The sequence below is a fragment of the Pseudomonas frederiksbergensis genome (genome assembly GCF_035751725.1).
In the GTDB taxonomy this organism is placed as follows: domain Bacteria; phylum Pseudomonadota; class Gammaproteobacteria; order Pseudomonadales; family Pseudomonadaceae; genus Aquipseudomonas; species Aquipseudomonas frederiksbergensis_A.
The window spans coordinates 3,848,712-3,865,745 of record NZ_CP142104.1 but is presented as its reverse complement, the minus strand read 5'-3'; the positions used below and the strand labels follow the sequence as shown (position 1 = coordinate 3,865,745).

Genomic DNA, 17,034 nt, shown 5'->3' with positions numbered 1-17,034 from the left:
CCTCCTAAGCTGCGTGCGCGGCGGGTGTCGCCAGCGCAGCCAGGTGGTTGATGGATTCGCAAACCTGCTCGTACATCTCGGCGTCGGTGCCGTACACTGTGAAGCACTTGGTACGCGGGCTTTTAACGCCGATGCTCATGACTACGGTGATGCCCGAGCGTGTACGTGTTCGGTGCACGGCGAGCCGGATCGGCAGTTCAAAGCCCAGGTCCAGGTCGATAAACCCGCCTGTGGAAACCAGTCTGTAAACCTGTTCCCGCTGCTGGCTACTGAAAGCGCCGTACTCGCGTTCAGCATGTCGTTTCGACTGGGGTTCGCCTGTCAGGTCAGAGGGGCCATTGACCACCTCCTCAATGAAGTCGGCGAGCTTCAGGTGAGTTTTTTTGGTGTTGGGCACGGTCAGCGTGTGGCGCTCTGAGCCCAGCTCAACGGTGAAGGTGCTGTCGGTCTTGTTGCGTTCAACTTTCAGTCGAAACGCCAACGCATCGCGTCGATACAGTCGCCGAAGGGTGTGATTGAAAGTTCCGCTGAGGTTTACCTGTGCGCTGAGCAAAGTCAGCGTGCGGTTGTCGATCTTGTATGTGCTCATGCCGCCCGTCCTCCGTCGTTTGGGTCGAAAGAGATCGGTGCGGTACGAGCCTGTGGTTTGGGTTTAGACGGAATGAAGATGCAGCCGTGACTGCGTGCCAGGCGCCTTACTTCGAAGATTCGGGAAAGGTCGGCTACGGCCGGATGGATGTGCAGGGATGCAGTGGTGTGCATGGTTTTGCCTCGCTCTGTGGTGGTGAGTAAGGCAAAAATTAACCCAAAAGGTTAACAAGTCAAGATTTTTTTACCTTTAAGGTGTGCATATGGTTATGACTACTCATCCGAGCGCACTGATGCCATCATGATCTCAGCAGATAGGGCTCATCTGGGAACCTGAGAGGTGAAAATGTCGGATAAGAACACAAGGATAAGTGAGGCTCGCTCCCTCGCCGCATCGTTGCTTGATGATTTGGAAAACTCTTCTTCAGCAGTAGACAGAATACTGATGAAAGCGAAACGTTTAGCTAGATTAATGCGGGACGCTGATGCGCAGCTTTGGTTAGATTATGAGACCAAGGGTTATCCAAAAGACTTTAGCTTTAAAACAATAGGTAGCTGTGAGAAATATGCAATTTCATCCGGGCGCTATAATTTGGCTGCTGGGAACTATTACACGCAAAGTCTCTCGGAGTATGAAGCTATAGTCGAAGGTGCTCGAGTAAGTTTGTCTAGTTTTTCACCTGCGGCAGTAGGTGCTGTTAAGGATTTCGTAGAAAAAAATGCAACTGAAGTCTTGCTAAATAGTCAGCTAAAAATTCATAGAACCTATAAGGATAATTATTCAACTTCCAAAGCTACCTTCATATCTTTCATGGCTGGTTTACATAATTATGCGACAGATATGTACTTGGCTCTTGAGCTGGGCGATGCTGCGCAAGATATTTTTGAAACGGCAAGAAATGAGATTGATAGTTTCGTTCGAGCGCACTGCCCGAAAGCAGCAGAAAAAATCGTGGCTATTAATGAGCGTATTGCCGATGGCTCTACCGAATCGAGAACGGCTGCCCTGACGTCTTGCAGGCGATTGTTGATGACAGTGGCTGATTCCCTGTTCCCGGCGACAGATGTCGACTGGATTGATCAAAAAGGTAAGGCTAGAAAGGTAGGCGAGGAACAGTATAAGAACAGAATACTCGCCTATATGTCTGATAGGGTTGGTAGTGGCAGTAATGAGGCAATTCTGAGTTCGGAATTAGAGTTTCTTGCTGCTAGGTTGGATGCAATCTATGAAAAGACATGTAAGGGCGTGCATGTAGATGTAACTACGCAGGAGGCTAGGCTGGCGGTGATACATACCTATTTATTCATAGGGGAAATAGCGTTGCTGCCCCGAGATTCGATTAAATAACTTAGGTTGGCTGGAAATATTGCGTTACCTTTAGAGGTCTGAGATTTTCCAGCGAGCCCTACCGCATATACTCCATTCTTCCGTCATTCTGATAATGCGCTCTGGCCAATCTGGATTTAAAGCATACAAAAAAAGCTCGCCTCCCTCTTGTTTCAGTTGCTTAAGAGTTGCAGCTTGATCTCGACTTCTCTTAGCCGCTACGAAATGACCAGGAAGAGCTTCTATAGATGGGTCGATAACGATTTTGTCCCCCTCTACAAACTTGGGCTCCATGCTAATTCCTTCTACGCGAAGTATAAATGCACGAGGACCCACCGGGCCCGGAGCATCAATCCATTCTTCGGCATCCCTTGGATCAAAACTTCCGTGTGCCTCGCACCATGCACCTGCGGCAATCGACCCTATCACGGGTAGTTTCCGGCCCGTATGGCTAAGGATCGTTGCGTTATTGAACTCACCTATGCCGTATGGCATGTCGAGATATCCTTGATGCAAATGCAGCGCCTTTTCAATTTCCCGAGCTATTTGGTCACCGATCCCCTTAGTAGGATTTCTTCCAGCAAACGCGCTCACCTGAGCGGGAGCCTTACCTAAAAGGTCGGCAACTTGGCTCAAGCGAAGCTTTTTTTCCACCAAAATTCTGCGGAAATTTTGCAATCTCGTATCTGAAATTTTCATGAGCAGATTTTGGCCTGGTTAACCTCCTAGGTGAATGTCCTTATGGGTATTGAAAAAAATAACCTTTGAGGTTAAATTTCACTTCAGGAGGTATCCCAATGAGGCTTCGTGACTACATCAACTGTCTGGATGCTGAAGGCATCAAGGCTTACGCAGAGCGTTGCCGGATTGCGCCGAGTTACCTGCGCCTTCACGTCAAGTATGCGAGTAAGGACCCCAGCGTTTCTTTAATCAAGGCTTTGACCTGGGAAAGCGAAGGGTGTGTTTCGTTGGCTGAAGTGCTCGAGCATTTCGGGATTACGGAAAACAACTCAACGTCCAAGGTTGCTTAGCAGAAAAAAGGCGACCCAAAGGTCGCCCAGTTCCTCCCGGCACGCACCACCACAGCGCAGCCGGGTCGCGATAAAGGTAGGCGGGCACACCACATGCAAACCACCTCTCTTTATCGCGCTTTCCCAAGGCTGGGAAGCCTTGGTGTTGCTGCCTTTTCCACCACAGATTGGGCAGCTGTTGCGCCAGGGGTGAGCAATGGATTGTTCGCCCCGGCACGGTGCCGGTGTCGATCCCTAAGATCTAGCCGGCGTTTGGGCCCTTTCAAGCCACGCGGCAAATGTATCACCACTGCATGTCGCGCGGCACTGGCAACTTTCAAGGATTAATGCCATGAGCCGAATCGCTCTGAGTTGCGTCGAACGAGCACAGCGGGAAGTCCTGCCGCTCGATCTGGCGCTTTACCATGCCGCACGGGACTATCCGGGCGGCGCCGCTGCAATCGCCGCCACCACCGGCCGTAACTCCACCACGCTGCAGCACAAGCTATCTCCTACACACCCTAGCCACTCGGTGAACATCCAAGAGTTTGGCGAGATCCTCGAACTGACTAAGGACCGGCGCATTCTGGATGCGGTGCATGCATTGGTCGGCGATACGATCTGGCACGAACTGTCTGAGGTGTACACCACTGACATGCCGGAAACCCTGACCGTTGGCCTCGCCGAGTATTTCCGGCAGGTGGCCGATCTGGCCGATACCTGGGCCAAGAGCATTGGCGATGGGGTGGTCAGCGATCACGAGCTGGCCGCAATCCGGCTGCAGGTGTTTCGAGGTATTCAGGGGCTGTTGGGATTGTTCAACCGCGCCACGTACGTCAACCACACAACGCGGGGTGACGGCCGTGGCTGACATTGCTGATTTCGCCAATGACTTGGTGCAAGAGCGCATCGATCAGGCGCTTGCTGCTCGCAGTGCGTTCAAGCCGGCGTTACCTGGGCATTCGTTGTTGTTCTGTGAGAGCTGCGACGATCCGATCCCCGAGGCGCGGCGACAGGCCCAGCAGGGCTGCACGCAGTGTGTGAACTGTCAGTCCATCGATGAGATGCGGGAGGCTCGTCATGCTCGATGACGTGCTGAATCAATTTGCAGATTTTGGTCTGGAGCCCGCGCAGCCATTGCTTTACGGCAAGCTGACTCGATGCAAGACCGCCCTGGATAAGGGCAAAGAGAAAAACGGCTGGTACGTTCTACACGAGCACCACACCGAGAAGGGCGAAACCTTGATCTTCGGTGCGTTCGGCGATTGGCGTACAGGGAACACGCACAAAATCAAGGTGAAACCCGGCCGAATGACGCCGGAAGAGCGTGAAGTCATGCGCGCTCGTCAGGAGGAGGCGAAGCGCAAGGCCGCAGAGAAGGCTGCCAACGCTGCCCGTCGAGCGGCCAACCGTGCTGCTGGTTTATTCAAGCGAATGCCCGAGAAGGGCCGTAGCGCCTATCTGGATCGAAAGCAGATAGTGGGCCTCGGCGTTCGTTATGCCCCGCGCTCCGGCGCGGTTTTGGTGCCCATGCAAAACGCTCGGGACCAGATCGTAGGGTTACAAGTAATATTCCCCGAGAAGCAAGAGGACACCGGCCGCGACAAGTCTTACTGGCCCTATGGGATGGCGAAGGAAGGCGCCTTCCACCTTATTGGTCCGCACCCTGAGCCGGGTGAGCCAGTGCTGGTGTGTGAGGGCTACGCCACCGGTACAAGCCTGCACATGGCGACCTCGTTGACGGTCGCCATTGCCTTTGATGCGGGCAACCTCATGACGGTCTCCAAGGCAATGCGCGAGCGGTTCCCGGGGCGTCCACTAATCATCTGCCGGGATGATGACTGGAAAACCAAGCGCCCAAATGGCGAGCCCTGGAACTCAGGTGAAGAGAAAGCCAACAACGCGGCAACGGTTGTAGGTGGTCAGGTAGTCGGCCCTATCTTTTCGGGGGAGCGAGAGGACAAGTGGACTGACTTCAACGACCTGCACTGTGCTGAAGGATTGGAGGCGGTGCGTCGCCAGGTTCTGGCGGTGGTCAAGCCACCTGCAGCGGGTGGCTGGAAAGACCAGTTGGCCCGCACGGAAAACGGCATGTTGATCGCGCACATGCAAAACGTAGAGCTGATCCTGGGCAACGACGAACGTTGGGCCGGTGTGATTGGCTTCAGTGCGTTCAGCTCCAAGATCGTCAAGCTGCGTGCTGCCCCGTATGGCGGCGGTGTCGGCGATTGGGCTGACATTGATGACATGCTGGTCATGAAGTGGCTCGCGCAACAGTACAACCTGCGGGTCAAGGCGAGCAGCGTTATCGAGGCTGTAAGTGTTGTTGCACATGACCATGCCTTTCACCCTGTTCGTGATTACCTCAATGGCCTGGAGTGGGATCGGGTACCCCGGCTCGACACCTGGTTGACAGACATCATGGGCGTGGCCCCGACGGATTACAGTTCCAAGGTGGGTAAGCGCTGGATGGTCTCGGCGGTCGGCCGGGTGATGCAGCCGGGCTGCAAGGCTGACTCCGTGATGATCCTCGAAGGCGCGCAGGGTGCCGGTAAGTCCACGGCCATGTCGGTGCTGGGAGGTGCCTGGTTTATGGATACCCCCTTCGCCTTGGGCGACAAGGACGGGTTCCAGGCGATTCGCGGCAAGTGGATCGTTGAGCTGGGTGAGCTGGACAGTTTCAACAAGGCCGAGTCCACCAAGGCGAAGCAGTTCTTCTCGGCTTCGACGGATACCTACCGCGAGAGCTATGGCCGCAGAACGATGGACGTGCCACGCCAGTGTGTTTTCGTGGGGACAACGAACCAGGATGAGTACCTGAAGGATGCCACTGGCAACCGGCGTTATTGGCCGGTCGCCTGTACCAAGGTGGACTTGGACCAATTGCGCGAGATCCGCGACCAGCTATGGGCTGAGGCGATGTTTTGCTATCAGTCCGGCGATATCTGGTGGGTCAATCGGGAGGAGGCGCCGCTGTTCGCCGAGGCGCAGGAAGAGCGCTTTGTGGTGGATGAATGGGAAGGCCCGATCCTGTCTTGGCTCGAAGAGTCTCAGATTGGCGAGACGGCGACCGGCACCGACATTCTGCTGGGCGCTTTGAAGCTGGACTATGGACACTGGGGCAAACCTGAACAGATGCGGGTCGGGGCGATCATGCATCGGTTGGGTTGGCGCAAGGTCCGGCTACCCGCGTTGCCTAAGAGCGGCGTCCGGCCATGGGGATACAAGAAGCCCCAAGACTGGGGCAGGGCATCGAACCTGAAAGTTCAGCCGGTCGAGGAGCCATGTTTCGATGATTAAGGAGATCGATGCGCGGCTGCGCAAATGGGCTGAAGAGCTGCACAGCGACCTCAGTGCCGGCGGGCTCGCCGGTGGGAACATGGTCGCCATGATGATGGAGAGCAATGGGCAGCTGATTCGTGGCCGGCGGGCATTTCGTGCGCCCTTGGAAGGTTCGCTTGATATTGAGCTGATCGTGACCAAACACCTCGATCCTCTGCATGTGCAAATCGTGCGAGAGCACTACTGCAACCAGGACAGCGACATGCGCTTGAAGTATGCCCACTGCGGCTGCGGTCGCGACACCTACTACCAGCGTCTGCATGACGCGCACCTGTGCATCTATTGGCTGCTTATGGGAGTTGCTGCTTGACCCCGTTTGCGTCCGTGGCTGTCCTACCGGCTCGCCTTGTCCCACTGCTGTTTGATGCAGTTGGACAAGCGCGGGCCGCGCTGTTGTTGAGCTGTCCTACTGTCCAACCTTCCAGCACGTCCCGCCCATGTGTGAGCGTAGCGGGAGCGCATACGCGCCCATGGCGCGCACGCGTGCTCTTAGCTTTTTCTCTTTACGGGAGAGAAGAGAAAATAAAGTAGGACAGTGGGGCAGGCCCCGATTCTAGGCGCCTGTAGCTGTCCTACTTCGACCCAAGATAGTGGGACAGGAAGGACAGCGCCCCAGGCGCTGGAAGCCGAAATAAAGATATTCGCCGACATTGCCTAGGCGTTCACCAGACATTCACCGGGTGGCATTAAAACAGGGTTGCTGCCACCGGAATCGACCTGTAAAAAGTACTCATCTTCGATAGGTGCGACCGCATAAAGCGGCAGGCACCACACACCAAACCCGGCCCTTGCGCCGGGTTTTTGCGTTTAAGGGGCGGGGCAATGACGAACGAGCAGCAAGCACTGGCAGAAATGCCGATCTGGTTAGTAATTCTTCTGGCCCTGGTCGGCGGCGTATCGGGGGAGATGTGGCGGGCCGACAAGGACGGGGCGCGGGGCTGGGCGTTGTTGAGGCGCCTGGCACTTCGATCCGGTGCCTGCGTTGTCTGCGGGGTGTCGGCGATGATGTTGATGATCGCCGCCGGCATGTCGCTCTGGACAGCGGGCAGCCTGGGCAGCATCACCGCGATGGCCGGCGCCGATGTCGCGATTGGCCTCTACGAACGATGGGTGGCCAAGCGACTGGGTGTCACCGAGGCATCTGAGAGTGCCGGGTAGGGGGCGGGGAAGGGAGTTTTCTGGGTCCTCCCCTTGGCCCGCCCCCTACACGGGTTACCGAACTCGCGGATTCCCTGCAGCTGAGTTTTTTGCAGGGATGTCCGTCTTTTCAAGGGGTTAGCGATGGGAAGAACAGTCAGCAAAGCCGAGTTGAGCGAGATCGTCGGCCGCGATGAACGCACGCTGACCCGTTGGCAGAACGACGGCATGCCGGTAATTGAGTTCGGCCTGGGCCGGGGCAACGAAAACCAATACGACACCGAGGCCGTGATCCAGTGGCTGATGCAACAGGCCGCCCTCAACGGCAAAAAAGAATCCTCCCGTGACCGGCTCGACCGGGTCAGAGCCAATCGTGAAGAGCTGGCGCTGGCCAAGGATTTGGGCGAGGTCGTAATCGCGGCGGATCTGATCGGACGCTTTGAGGCAATGATCACGGCAGCCAAAGTCGAGCTGCTCAATTCATTTCCGGATGAGTTGGCGGAACAACTGTCGGCGCGCTACGGCGTTGAAGTTGACGAGCGCCTGATCGCCGACCCCATCGAAACCATCCTGAGGAGGCTGTCAGACTATGACAAGGATGATGCCCAGTCAGATGGAGATTCTGACGAACCGGACGATCCGGAGGGCCTTGAAAAAGACGGCGATTAACGCGCTGCGCGGCGCCTGCAGGAAGTGGGCACCGCCGCCGCGCATGAGCATTATCGAATGGGCGGAAAAATACCGCTGGCTGGCGCCAGAAGAGTCAGCCCGCCCCGGCAAATATCGCTTCAACGTCACGCCTCACCTGACCTGGCCCGGCGGGCCTCTGGAGGCGCTGGACGATCCGACGGTCACCGAGATCGTCGGCCGCAAATCGGCTCAGGTAGCCTGGACGTCGGGCGTTCTCGGTAACGCCCTGGGCAAGTGGATCGACATCGATCCGTCGCCGATACTGGTGCTGTTTCCCAAGGCCGAAGCCGCCAAGCAGTACGTGGGTGAGAAGCTCGAACCCATGATTGATGCGACACCACGGCTTCGCAAGAAGGTCGATTTGCGCAGCCGCAAGTTGCAGCAGCGCCAAGACTTTAAGCGCTTCCCTGGCGGATTCCTCAAGATGGTGGGCTCCAACAGCCCGGCCAGCGTGAAATCTACACCGGTACCGCGTGTTGCCATTGAAGAGCCCGATGATTGCAACCTCAACCTGCGCGGGCAGGGCGATAGCATCAAGCTCGCCAAGGAGCGTCTGAAAACCTTTCGCCGTTCCAAGATCATCATCGGCGGCACACCAACGATCAAAGGGCTGTCGGCGATTGATGCGGAGCTGGAGCTGTCGGACAAGCGCATCGGCTTGGTGACGTGTCACGAATGCGGCCAGGAACATGCGCTGAGCTTTGACAACCTTCACTGCGATGAAGACCCCGAGTATCACCACGAGGTCTACGGCAAAAAACGGCCGGAGAAGGCGTTCTATTCGTGTCCACATTGCGGCGCGATTTGGGACGACAACCAGAAGAACGCGAACCTCAAGCATGGGCGCTGGCAGGCCACGGCTGAGTTTCGCGGGATTGCCGGCTACATCCTCAATGAGCTGTACGCTACCTTTTGGGGGTCACGCTTTCAGGCATTGATGGAGAAAAAGCTCCAGGCCGAACATGCAGCGGCGCAAGGAAACATCGGCCCGATGATTGCCTTTGTGAACAGCTCCAAGGGCGAAAGCTACGAGTACCAAAGCGACGCGCCCAAGACAGACGAACTGGAGAAGCGGGCCGAGCCATACGCCGAACTGACAGCGCCCAGGGGCGTGTTGTTGGTGACCGTGGGTGTGGACGTGCAAGGTGATCGTCTGGCGCTGATCATCATCGGATGGGGGCGCGGCGAAGAGTCCTGGCGGCTCTATTGGGGGGAACTACACGGCAACCCAATTGATCCCCACGACAGTGTCTGGCAGGAACTGGATCGGGTCATCGCCCAGCCAATCCCCACCGAGGGCGGCGCGCACCTGGCTGTGTCAGCGGTCAGCGTCGATAGCTCGGACGGTAATACCAGCGATGCAGTTTACAGCTATGTCCGGGATCGGCAGCGCTTCAACATCATGGCAATCAAGGGCGCTTCGATTGACAGCCGCGACAAAGAAATCTTCACCAAGCCACCGCAGTCCGTGGACACCTCGCAGGACAACACCAAAGCGGCGAAATATGGCCTGCGGGTACACATCGTTGGCACGCACAAGGCCAAGACGCTGATTGATGGTCGTCTCCGTTTGAAGGGTGTCGGGCCGGGGCGCATGCACTGGTACAGCGAGATCCGTTCGGATTACTACGAACAGCTCACCAACGAAGTGCTGGCGCCGCATGCGCGTAACCCCAGCAAGATGGTCTGGCAGAAAAAAGCCGGGCGCCGCAACGAAGCCCTGGACTGCGAGGTGTATGCCCTGCATGCCGCACGTAGCCTTAAAACGCATCTGCTACGTGACCACGAGTGGGACCAGTTGGAACAGCAACTGATGCAGCCAACGCTGTTCAACACTGAACAACCGGTCGCACCGGTACCGCGCCGAGTAGTCGCTCGTGGGCGGGGCACCCGCAGTCGAGCGGGCTATTAAGGAAATCAACCATGACTGACGCACAACTGCGCCTAGCTGAAGTTAGGGCGGCAATTTCTGACGTCCTGAAAAAAGGTCAGCGCCTGCGCCGGGCTGAGCGTGAAGTACAGCTGGCAGAGCTCAACAGCTTGCGCCTGCTGGAGAAACAATATGCCCAGGAAGTCGCCAACGAACAGGCGGCGCTGCGCGGTCGAGGCCGCAATCGCGTCTCGTACTTGGGGATCTGATCATGTGGCCATTCAGTAAGCGTGAAGGCCCGACCGATCTGCTGATGCGCGAGGCCATTAAGGTGGCCAGGGCTTCGGTGGGCGGCCAGCAGATTGTTGCTCAGGGCGGTGGCGGCGGTGTTGAAACTCGCTGGCGAGGCGCTTCGCGCATGCTGCGCAGCATGGCCAGCTGGATACCTGGCCTCGGTAGTCCGCGACGAGACTTCAATCAGAGCGAGCGGCGAATGCTGGTGGCCCGGTCAAGGGACGCCATGCGTAACCACCTGATAGCCCGCGCAGCCATTACCCGGTTGCGCACCAACGTCGTGGGCACCGGGCTGGTATGCCGCGCCCAGGTTGATCACGAGGCGCTGGGTCTCACTGAGGAGCAGGCAAACGAACTGAATGGCCGGTTGGACCGGCTTTGGTCGTTGTATGCCGATGATCCGAGGGAGTGTGACGCCGAAGCGACCCTCAATCATTACCAGTTGCAAGCTCTGGTTTTAGTGTCGTCGCTGGTCGCTGGTGATGTGTTGGTCGCCAGCCCGGATCAGGAACGTCCGGGCTGTGTATTCAGCACGCGACTGCAACTGATCGAGTCGGATCGGGTCGGCAATCCGAACGGCGGTATGGACCGGGTCAATCTGGTTGATGGCGTTGAATTCGATTCGCTGGGCGCTCCCGTGGCCTATCACGTCTGCACCGGCTATCCCGGCGAGCATCTGGCCGGCAAGCCACTAAGTTGGGAGCGACTTACCGCGTTCGGTGAGGAGACAGGCCGACGGCGTGTGTTGCACGTCCTGGCGGATAAGGAACGTCCCGGTCAGAAGCGCGGGGCTCCCTACCTGGCGCCTGTACTGGAGCCGCTGCAAAAGCTGGAGCGCTACAGCAGCGCGGAGCTTATGGCCGCCGTGATCTCCGCAATGTTCACGGTGTTCATCAAAAAGAGCTCTGATTTCCCAACCGGCAACCTGCCGATGACTGCTTTGGCGGACGAGCGCCCTGAAGGCGATGACACCACCGATGGCGAGCTGGCCCTAGGCGAGGGGGCCGTGATTGACCTCGGCGTTGGTGAAGAGCCAGTCGTAGCGAACCCAGGTCGACCCAATGCCCAGTTTGATCCCTTCTTCACCGCCGTGGTGAAAGAGATCGGCGCTGCCCTGGAGCTGCCACTTGAAGAGCTCTTGCTCCATTACAGCAGCAGCTACAGCGCGGCCCGCGCCGCCATGCTTCAGGCTTGGCGTTTCTACAGTTTGCGTCGTTGGTGGCTTACCTGTGATTTCTGCCAGCCAAGCCGTGAGCTGATTATCGACGAAGCCGTGGCTAGGGGCTTGATTGACCTTCCGGGCTACGGCGACCCAGCTAAGCGCAAGGCCTACTGTCAGGCCATTTGGATCGGTCCGGCCCGTGGGGCGATTGATGAGCTGAAGGAAGCCAACGCGGCCGGTAAGCGCATCGAAATTGGCGTGAGCAACGAAACCCTCGAAACAGCGGCCATGACCGGCGAGCCCTGGCAGCAGGTGTTCCGTCAGCGTGTACGGGAAGTGGAGCAACGCCGCGCCAAAAACCTGCAGGCCCTGCCCAAGGGCGGGCTGGAGAACCCGCCCGACCCTAAATCCGAAGAGGACTGAATATGCCTCGAGCACTTGAGCTGGCTGCGTCGCAGCCCTGGCTAATGCTGCCTGACGCCCTGGATAACTTGCTGACCATCGCCGACCGCATGGGCGATCCGATGGCCCTGGCAACCCGGCGCGGCGAGCGGCTTGAAGATACCCGTAAAGTCACGATGCGAAACGGCGTGGCGGTGATTCCCATCACTGGGCCAATCTTTCGCTACGCAAACATGTTCACTGAAATCAGTGGCGCTACCAGCACCCAGGTCCTGGGCACGGACATCCAGCGAGCGCTGGACGATCCCAAGGTCCGTTCGATTGTGCTCAACATCGACAGCCCAGGCGGTGTTGCCTCCGGCATCAATGAACTGGCCGAGATGATATTCGCGGGTCGAGAGCGCAAACGGATCGTCGCGTACATCAGTGGCATAGGGGCGAGCGCTGCGTACTGGATCGCCTCGGCAGCGCACGAGATCGTCATCGATGAAGCCAGTTTGGCCGGGAGCATTGGCGTTGTCGTTGAGGCTGTTGTTGAAAGTGATGCTGCGAACGGCCGCAAGCGCTATCAGATCGTTAGCAGTAACGCTCCGAACAAGCGGCCCGATCTCGGAACCGAAGAAGGGCGCGCCAAGATCGGTGAAACCGTGAATGCTCTCGGTGAAGTCTTCGTCGGCAAAGTGGCGCGAAACCTAAGTACTGACGCCGCCAAGGTACCTGCAATGGGTGACTTCGGAGGACTACGCGTCGGAGCTGCCGCTGTTGAGTCGGGTCTGGCCCATCGGCTGGGCTCGCTTGAATCCCTCATCACCGAACTGGCCAGACCGGCCATCACTGTCCCAAGGAAAACCACCATGACCACCGTACATACCACGGCGGAGCTGCGTACTGCGCTGGCCGCCGGCACCGATCCGAACTCCATCGAAATCGCCCAGGCCCAGCAGCCTGACCTCGGCGCCATTCGAGCCGAAGGCGCCGCTGCAGAGCGTGATCGCATCAAGGGCATTAACGCCCTGGCCAGCAAAGGCTTCGAGAAGGAAATCGAAGCGGCTATCGATGCTGGCACCTCGGTCGAGGCCACAGCCTTGCAATTGTTCAAAGCCGCCCAGGATCGCGGGATCTCCCTGTCTGCGATCAAGAGCGATGCGCAGGGCGTGACGGCTACAACCCCAAGCGGTGATGGCAAGCAGGGCGAACGCCAAGCAGCCGTCAGCGCAATCGTTGCGGGCGCTTCGCGCCGCTGACAGGAGACATTCATGAGCAACCCGGAACGTAAAACCTACCAGCCGAGCCACCTTTCTGCCGGTGACTTTCCCATTGCAATGGACACCGGTTTGATCGCCGCAGGCCAGACGCTCGTGCGGGGATCTGTCCTGGGGCAGGTAACCAGTTCGAAAGAGTTCGTGCTGTGTAAAACCGCTGCTGAGGACGGCTCCCAGGTGCCTACGGCCATCCTCGACGAGGACGTAGACACCACGGGCGGGGCCAAGAACGCACCCGTTCGTTTGACGGGTCAAGTGCTGGGCACCCAGCTCCACCTCGGTGAGGGCCTGACCTTGGCTGCGGCCAAAGCCGCCCTTCGACCTTTCTGCATTTTCATCCGCTGACCGGAGCATCTGATGACTGATATTTTTGACACCCTCACCATGCTCGAAGCCGTTGAGCAGATGAATACGCCTCGTCGCTTTTTGATGAACACTTTCTTCAACGGCGGCAACCCCGTTACCTTCGGCACCGAGGCGGTGACCATCGACATCATCAAGGGCCAGCGCAAGATGGCGCCTTTCGTACACCCGTCGTTGCCCGGCAGTGTCTCGCTGCGCAACGGTTTCAGTTCCGAAACGTACAAGCCACCCTACATCCAGCCCAAGCGGGAGACGCGGGCAGAACAAATCCTCAAGCGTGCTGCCGGCGATAACCCATTCTCCTCGCGGACTCCCCTGGAGCGAGCGGGCGAGCAGTTGGGGCGCGACCTGATCGACCTGGACGACGAGATCACTCGTCGTGAAGAGTGGATGTGCGCTCAGGCGCTGAGCACTGGACGCGTTCGGGTGCTGGGTGATGGCGTCGATGACACCATCGATTTTCTGATGGAGGACAGCCACAAAATCGTGCTGGGGGCCGGGCGTTGGAACACGGCGGACTCCGACCCTATTGCCAACTTGCGGCAGTGGAAGCGCCAGATTGCCAAGGATTCCGGGCGCACCGGCAACGTCGCTGTGCTCAGTGGCGAAGCCCAGGATGCTTTCCAGCGCAACGAGACAGTGTTGAAGCAGCTCAACTCTCGCCGGGTGGACATGGGCGTGATCAAGCCTGAAGAGCTGCCAGATGGCGTGACCTATCTTGGCTATCTGAACGACCCCGGCATCGACCTGTATGTCTACGACGAGTGGTACCTGGACGATGACGGTGACGAACAGCAGATGGTGCCAAGCGGCGGCTTGATGCTGGGCTCGACCTCGACTCGAAACGCGATGCTGTATGGCGCGATCAAGGACATCGAAGCCATTGAAAGTGGCCTGGTCGAAGCGGCCCGTTTCCCCAAAAGCTGGGTCACCCAGGATCCGAGCGCCCGGTGGTTGAAACTGCAAAGCGCTGCTCTGGCCGGGATGCTGGAGCCTAACGCTTTCGTCTTTGCAAAGGTGGTGTGATATGGCTGCCAAAGTTGAGTACGTAGTGATCGAAGGCTGTGTGCAGGACGGTGCCAAGCTGGTGCGAAAAGGTGAAGTGTACGTTCCGCCCAGCACTGAGATCCGGGACCTGTTGCTCGAAGAAGGCGTCATTGCCAAGCGCGGCAAGCTGGAGTCCGGATCCACCGCATCGGATGACGGAGATAGCTGATGGCCTTCCGTGACCAGGTGGCAGCGATGGATGTGCAGTTGCTGAATGTCCTGGGCGACGAGGCTCTGGTCGACGGTCGCGACTTACCGGTGCCGGGATTCTTCTCGGCGCCCTGGTTGCAACCAAAGGTGGGAAGGATCAACACCGGTATACGCGAGCCAGTGTTCGCCGTCCGTATTGTTGATGCCCACCTCATTTCGGATGGCCAGTTAATCACTGTCCAGCTGATGCCAGAAGACGGCGGCGGGCGTTATGTCATCGTCAAACGTGAGCCGGATGGCACTGGTTGGGTCAACTTGATTCTTCGGGAGGTGCGATGAGCGTCGGCAGTCATGTCAAATCCTCGGCCACCTCCGGCCTGTTCACGCTGCAACTGGCTCAAGCCGATAAGGATGCGTTCTCCGACTTTGCCGCTCTTGTTCCACTAGCCGCCCGTGCAGCTCAACGGCGAGCCCTGAATAAGACGCTGCGTTGGTTGCGCACTCACATTGCACGAGCAGTAGGCCGGCAAGCCCGAATCGCCATCGCCGCTGTGCGTCAGCGACTAAAGGCTTACCCAGTCAACTCCAATGAGCAAGCCAAGTTGTGGTTTGGCGTCAATCCCATTGAGGCCAGTCGTGCAGGTCGGGTACGACAGGGCCGCTCTGGCGTCTCTGTCGCGGGTCGCAAGTATCAGGGGGCGTTCTACAAAGCCGTTTATGGCAGCGAGCCAGACATCTGGATTCGTACCGCCAGTAAGCACTTCAGAGCAAGCGACTATCCCGACAGTGACGTGTCTGGCGGCGGTGGGCCAAGTTCGGGCTGGATTGCCGAAAACGGTAGCCGCTATCCACTGGCCAAGGCCAAGATATCGCTCGACGACGTGCGGCCTCACTTTGAGGAATGGTCGCGTCGTGCGCATCAGCGACTGCTTGAGATCCTGGAGCAGGAAATGAACTTCGAGCTTCAAAAATATCTGAGGAAATCAGCCCATGTCTGATCCTCTCATTCCTCTCGACCAGATTTACACCGCCATAGAAGAACAGATCGCCCAGGCCATCCCCGGCTTGGCATACATCTGCACCATGCCCGACATGCTGCAGCACGTACCCATCCCCGCAGTTGTGCTTGAACTGGTCGAGCTGGAGCCCGGTCGGGACCCCGGCACTGGCGAAGTCGGAGTCGAGGCGCGTTTCGAAGCACGCATCATCGTCGGCAGCGATCACGAGCACTGCCAGCAGGTAGCGGCTTTCATCGCGGCTCAGCTGATTATTTTGCTGCGCATGCAGACATGGGGATTGGCGGTCGAGCCGGCAGAGTTCGTCCAGGCCTCGCAGGATTGGACACGCCCTGAGCTCGACAGCTATGCGGTATGGGTAGTCGAATGGACCCAAGGCATCTACTTGGGGCAGGAAGAATGGCCCTGGCCCAACCAGCCACCTGGTTCCTTGCTCTGGGGGTTCGGCTCCGACACCGGGCCTGGAAACGAAGGCAGCTACCTGCCCCCGGAGGAGATGGCATGACCTACGCGAGCGCGCAGCATGACCGCATGCTGGCCGGTCTGGTCAAGGATTGCTATGTGGTGGCAGTTGACTTGGCCGCTTCGCCGCCAGTATGTCGAGTGTCGGACGGGGAATGGGTCAGTGCCTGGGTACGTTGGCACAGCATCGCTGCTGGCAAAGCTCGTCATTGGCGAGCGCCTAGCATGGGAGAGCAGGGAACACTGGTAAGTGCGAGCGGGGAAGTGGCGCAGGGCACCTTTATTCCCGGTCTGTATGGCAGCGCTGGTGCGCCGCCTGACAACCGCGATCACGTTGAGGTATGGCGCTTCGATGACGGTGGCTCGCTGGTCTACGACTGGCAGGCCAGCACTTACAGCATCACCGTGCCGAGCGGCACCGTGACCATCAAGGTGGGAGGCACCGAAGTGGTCGTCGCGGACGGCGCAATCAACGCCTCGGCGGCCGACATCACCCTGGCCGGTAACGTGCTGATCAACGGCCCGTTACGCGTCACGGGTGACATCAATGGCGGCGGCAAAATCATCGACACCGCCGGCAACACACCGAACCACAAACACTGAGCCTGACATCTACTTACAGCCCGCCGCGTGCGGGCTTTTCCGTTCATGGAGCGTCGATATGAGCAAAGCAAGAACAGAGACGGAGCGGCCGACCGCCGATGCGGTGCTGCCTGAGCCCGCCCAATCTGAGCCGCAGGCCACCATCGGACCTGCGCGCGTATTTCGCGACAAGCGGTTCACCTCGCGCACGCTGATCATGCCCAACGGCCAGCCCGTGCCGGTGATAGCCGGTCAGGTGACAGCCTGCGGCGATGAGCAATACGCCTTCCTGAAAGCCCACCCGGATCTGCAACCGCTGACAGAGTAAAC

General features: G+C 58.3%; 22 protein-coding genes. 20 read left to right on the top strand and 2 right to left on the bottom strand.

Annotated features, from left to right (window positions below; all coding sequences use genetic code 11):
* Nucleotides 1-4: 4 nt before the first annotated feature.
* The gene (locus VQ575_RS17170; protein WP_325918084.1) at nt 5-589 is read right to left on the bottom strand and encodes a hypothetical protein; all 585 of its coding nucleotides are present in this window, start codon (nt 587-589) and stop codon (nt 5-7) included.
* A 345-nt stretch (nt 590-934) separates the two neighbouring features.
* On the opposite strand from VQ575_RS17170, the gene VQ575_RS17165 reads away from it, so the two are divergent.
* Complete coding sequence (locus VQ575_RS17165; protein WP_325918082.1) at nt 935-1,936, top strand: AbiTii domain-containing protein; 1,002 nt, start codon at nt 935-937, stop codon at nt 1,934-1,936.
* 30 nt (nt 1,937-1,966) lie between these two features.
* Here VQ575_RS17165 and VQ575_RS17160 read toward each other — a convergent pair whose 3' ends face one another.
* Complete coding sequence (locus VQ575_RS17160) at nt 1,967-2,614, bottom strand: LexA family protein (RefSeq protein ID WP_325918080.1); 648 nt, start codon at nt 2,612-2,614, stop codon at nt 1,967-1,969.
* A gap of 98 nt (nt 2,615-2,712) precedes the next feature.
* Between VQ575_RS17160 and VQ575_RS17155 the strand changes: the two genes are divergently transcribed.
* The 19 genes from VQ575_RS17155 (at nt 2,713) to VQ575_RS17065 (ending at nt 17,032) form a co-directional block, all read left to right on the top strand.
* Nucleotides 2,713-2,946, top strand: a complete 234-nt coding sequence (locus VQ575_RS17155; RefSeq protein ID WP_325918079.1) for a hypothetical protein — start codon at nt 2,713-2,715, stop codon at nt 2,944-2,946.
* Nucleotides 2,947-3,277: 331 nt separating this feature from the next.
* On the top strand, nt 3,278-3,796 hold the full coding sequence (locus VQ575_RS17150; protein WP_315641644.1) for a phage regulatory CII family protein: 519 nt from the start codon (nt 3,278-3,280) through the stop codon (nt 3,794-3,796).
* Nucleotides 3,789-4,016: a TraR/DksA family transcriptional regulator gene (locus tag VQ575_RS17145; RefSeq protein WP_325918077.1), complete on the top strand. Its 228-nt coding sequence runs from the start codon at nt 3,789-3,791 to the stop codon at nt 4,014-4,016. The genes VQ575_RS17150 and VQ575_RS17145 overlap by 8 nt, the downstream gene beginning before the upstream one ends.
* The gene (locus VQ575_RS17140; RefSeq protein ID WP_325918076.1) at nt 4,006-6,225 is read left to right on the top strand and encodes a VapE domain-containing protein; all 2,220 of its coding nucleotides are present in this window, start codon (nt 4,006-4,008) and stop codon (nt 6,223-6,225) included. Before VQ575_RS17145 ends, VQ575_RS17140 begins: the two co-directional genes overlap by 11 nt.
* A complete protein-coding gene (locus tag VQ575_RS17135; protein WP_053124085.1) occupies nt 6,218-6,577 on the top strand; it encodes a PA0613 family protein in 360 nt (119 codons plus the stop codon). The genes VQ575_RS17140 and VQ575_RS17135 overlap by 8 nt, the downstream gene beginning before the upstream one ends.
* Before the next feature lie 512 nt (nt 6,578-7,089).
* Entirely contained in the window at nt 7,090-7,425 is a 336-nt protein-coding gene (locus tag VQ575_RS17130; protein WP_325918074.1) for a phage holin family protein, read from the top strand.
* Between the two features lie 123 nt (nt 7,426-7,548).
* Nucleotides 7,549-8,073, top strand: coding sequence for a terminase small subunit (locus VQ575_RS17125; RefSeq protein WP_149632523.1), 525 nt, complete (start codon nt 7,549-7,551; stop codon nt 8,071-8,073).
* Entirely contained in the window at nt 8,018-10,006 is a 1,989-nt protein-coding gene (locus VQ575_RS17120; RefSeq protein WP_325918072.1) for a phage terminase large subunit family protein, read from the top strand. Before VQ575_RS17125 ends, VQ575_RS17120 begins: the two co-directional genes overlap by 56 nt.
* 11 nt (nt 10,007-10,017) lie before the next feature.
* Entirely contained in the window at nt 10,018-10,233 is a 216-nt protein-coding gene (locus VQ575_RS17115) for a hypothetical protein (RefSeq protein WP_325918070.1), read from the top strand.
* Nucleotides 10,234-10,235: 2 nt separating this feature from the next.
* Nucleotides 10,236-11,843, top strand: a complete 1,608-nt coding sequence (locus tag VQ575_RS17110) for a phage portal protein (protein ID WP_325918068.1) — start codon at nt 10,236-10,238, stop codon at nt 11,841-11,843.
* Nucleotides 11,844-11,845: 2 nt separating this feature from the next.
* Nucleotides 11,846-13,066, top strand: coding sequence for a S49 family peptidase (locus VQ575_RS17105; protein WP_325918067.1), 1,221 nt, complete (start codon nt 11,846-11,848; stop codon nt 13,064-13,066).
* A gap of 12 nt (nt 13,067-13,078) precedes the next feature.
* Complete coding sequence (locus VQ575_RS17100) at nt 13,079-13,429, top strand: head decoration protein (RefSeq protein ID WP_325918066.1); 351 nt, start codon at nt 13,079-13,081, stop codon at nt 13,427-13,429.
* Between the two features lie 12 nt (nt 13,430-13,441).
* A complete protein-coding gene (locus VQ575_RS17095; RefSeq protein WP_176688289.1) occupies nt 13,442-14,473 on the top strand; it encodes a major capsid protein in 1,032 nt (343 codons plus the stop codon).
* A 1-nt stretch (nt 14,474) separates the two neighbouring features.
* On the top strand, nt 14,475-14,663 hold the full coding sequence (locus VQ575_RS17090) for a hypothetical protein (protein ID WP_325918064.1): 189 nt from the start codon (nt 14,475-14,477) through the stop codon (nt 14,661-14,663).
* Nucleotides 14,663-14,983 (top strand): head-tail joining protein, encoded by a 321-nt coding sequence (locus VQ575_RS17085; RefSeq protein ID WP_325918063.1) that lies wholly within the window; start codon nt 14,663-14,665, stop codon nt 14,981-14,983. The genes VQ575_RS17090 and VQ575_RS17085 overlap by 1 nt, the downstream gene beginning before the upstream one ends.
* Nucleotides 14,980-15,642 carry a hypothetical protein gene (locus VQ575_RS17080; RefSeq protein ID WP_325918061.1) on the top strand — a complete coding sequence of 221 codons (663 nt, stop codon included), beginning with the start codon at nt 14,980-14,982 and terminating at the stop codon, nt 15,640-15,642. The genes VQ575_RS17085 and VQ575_RS17080 overlap by 4 nt, the downstream gene beginning before the upstream one ends.
* Nucleotides 15,635-16,165, top strand: a complete 531-nt coding sequence (locus VQ575_RS17075) for a hypothetical protein (protein ID WP_325918059.1) — start codon at nt 15,635-15,637, stop codon at nt 16,163-16,165. The genes VQ575_RS17080 and VQ575_RS17075 overlap by 8 nt, the downstream gene beginning before the upstream one ends.
* Nucleotides 16,162-16,725 carry a phage baseplate assembly protein V gene (locus tag VQ575_RS17070; RefSeq protein WP_325918058.1) on the top strand — a complete coding sequence of 188 codons (564 nt, stop codon included), beginning with the start codon at nt 16,162-16,164 and terminating at the stop codon, nt 16,723-16,725. Before VQ575_RS17075 ends, VQ575_RS17070 begins: the two co-directional genes overlap by 4 nt.
* Before the next feature lie 58 nt (nt 16,726-16,783).
* A complete protein-coding gene (locus tag VQ575_RS17065) occupies nt 16,784-17,032 on the top strand; it encodes a hypothetical protein (RefSeq protein WP_325918056.1) in 249 nt (82 codons plus the stop codon).
* Nucleotides 17,033-17,034 lie beyond the last annotated feature (2 nt).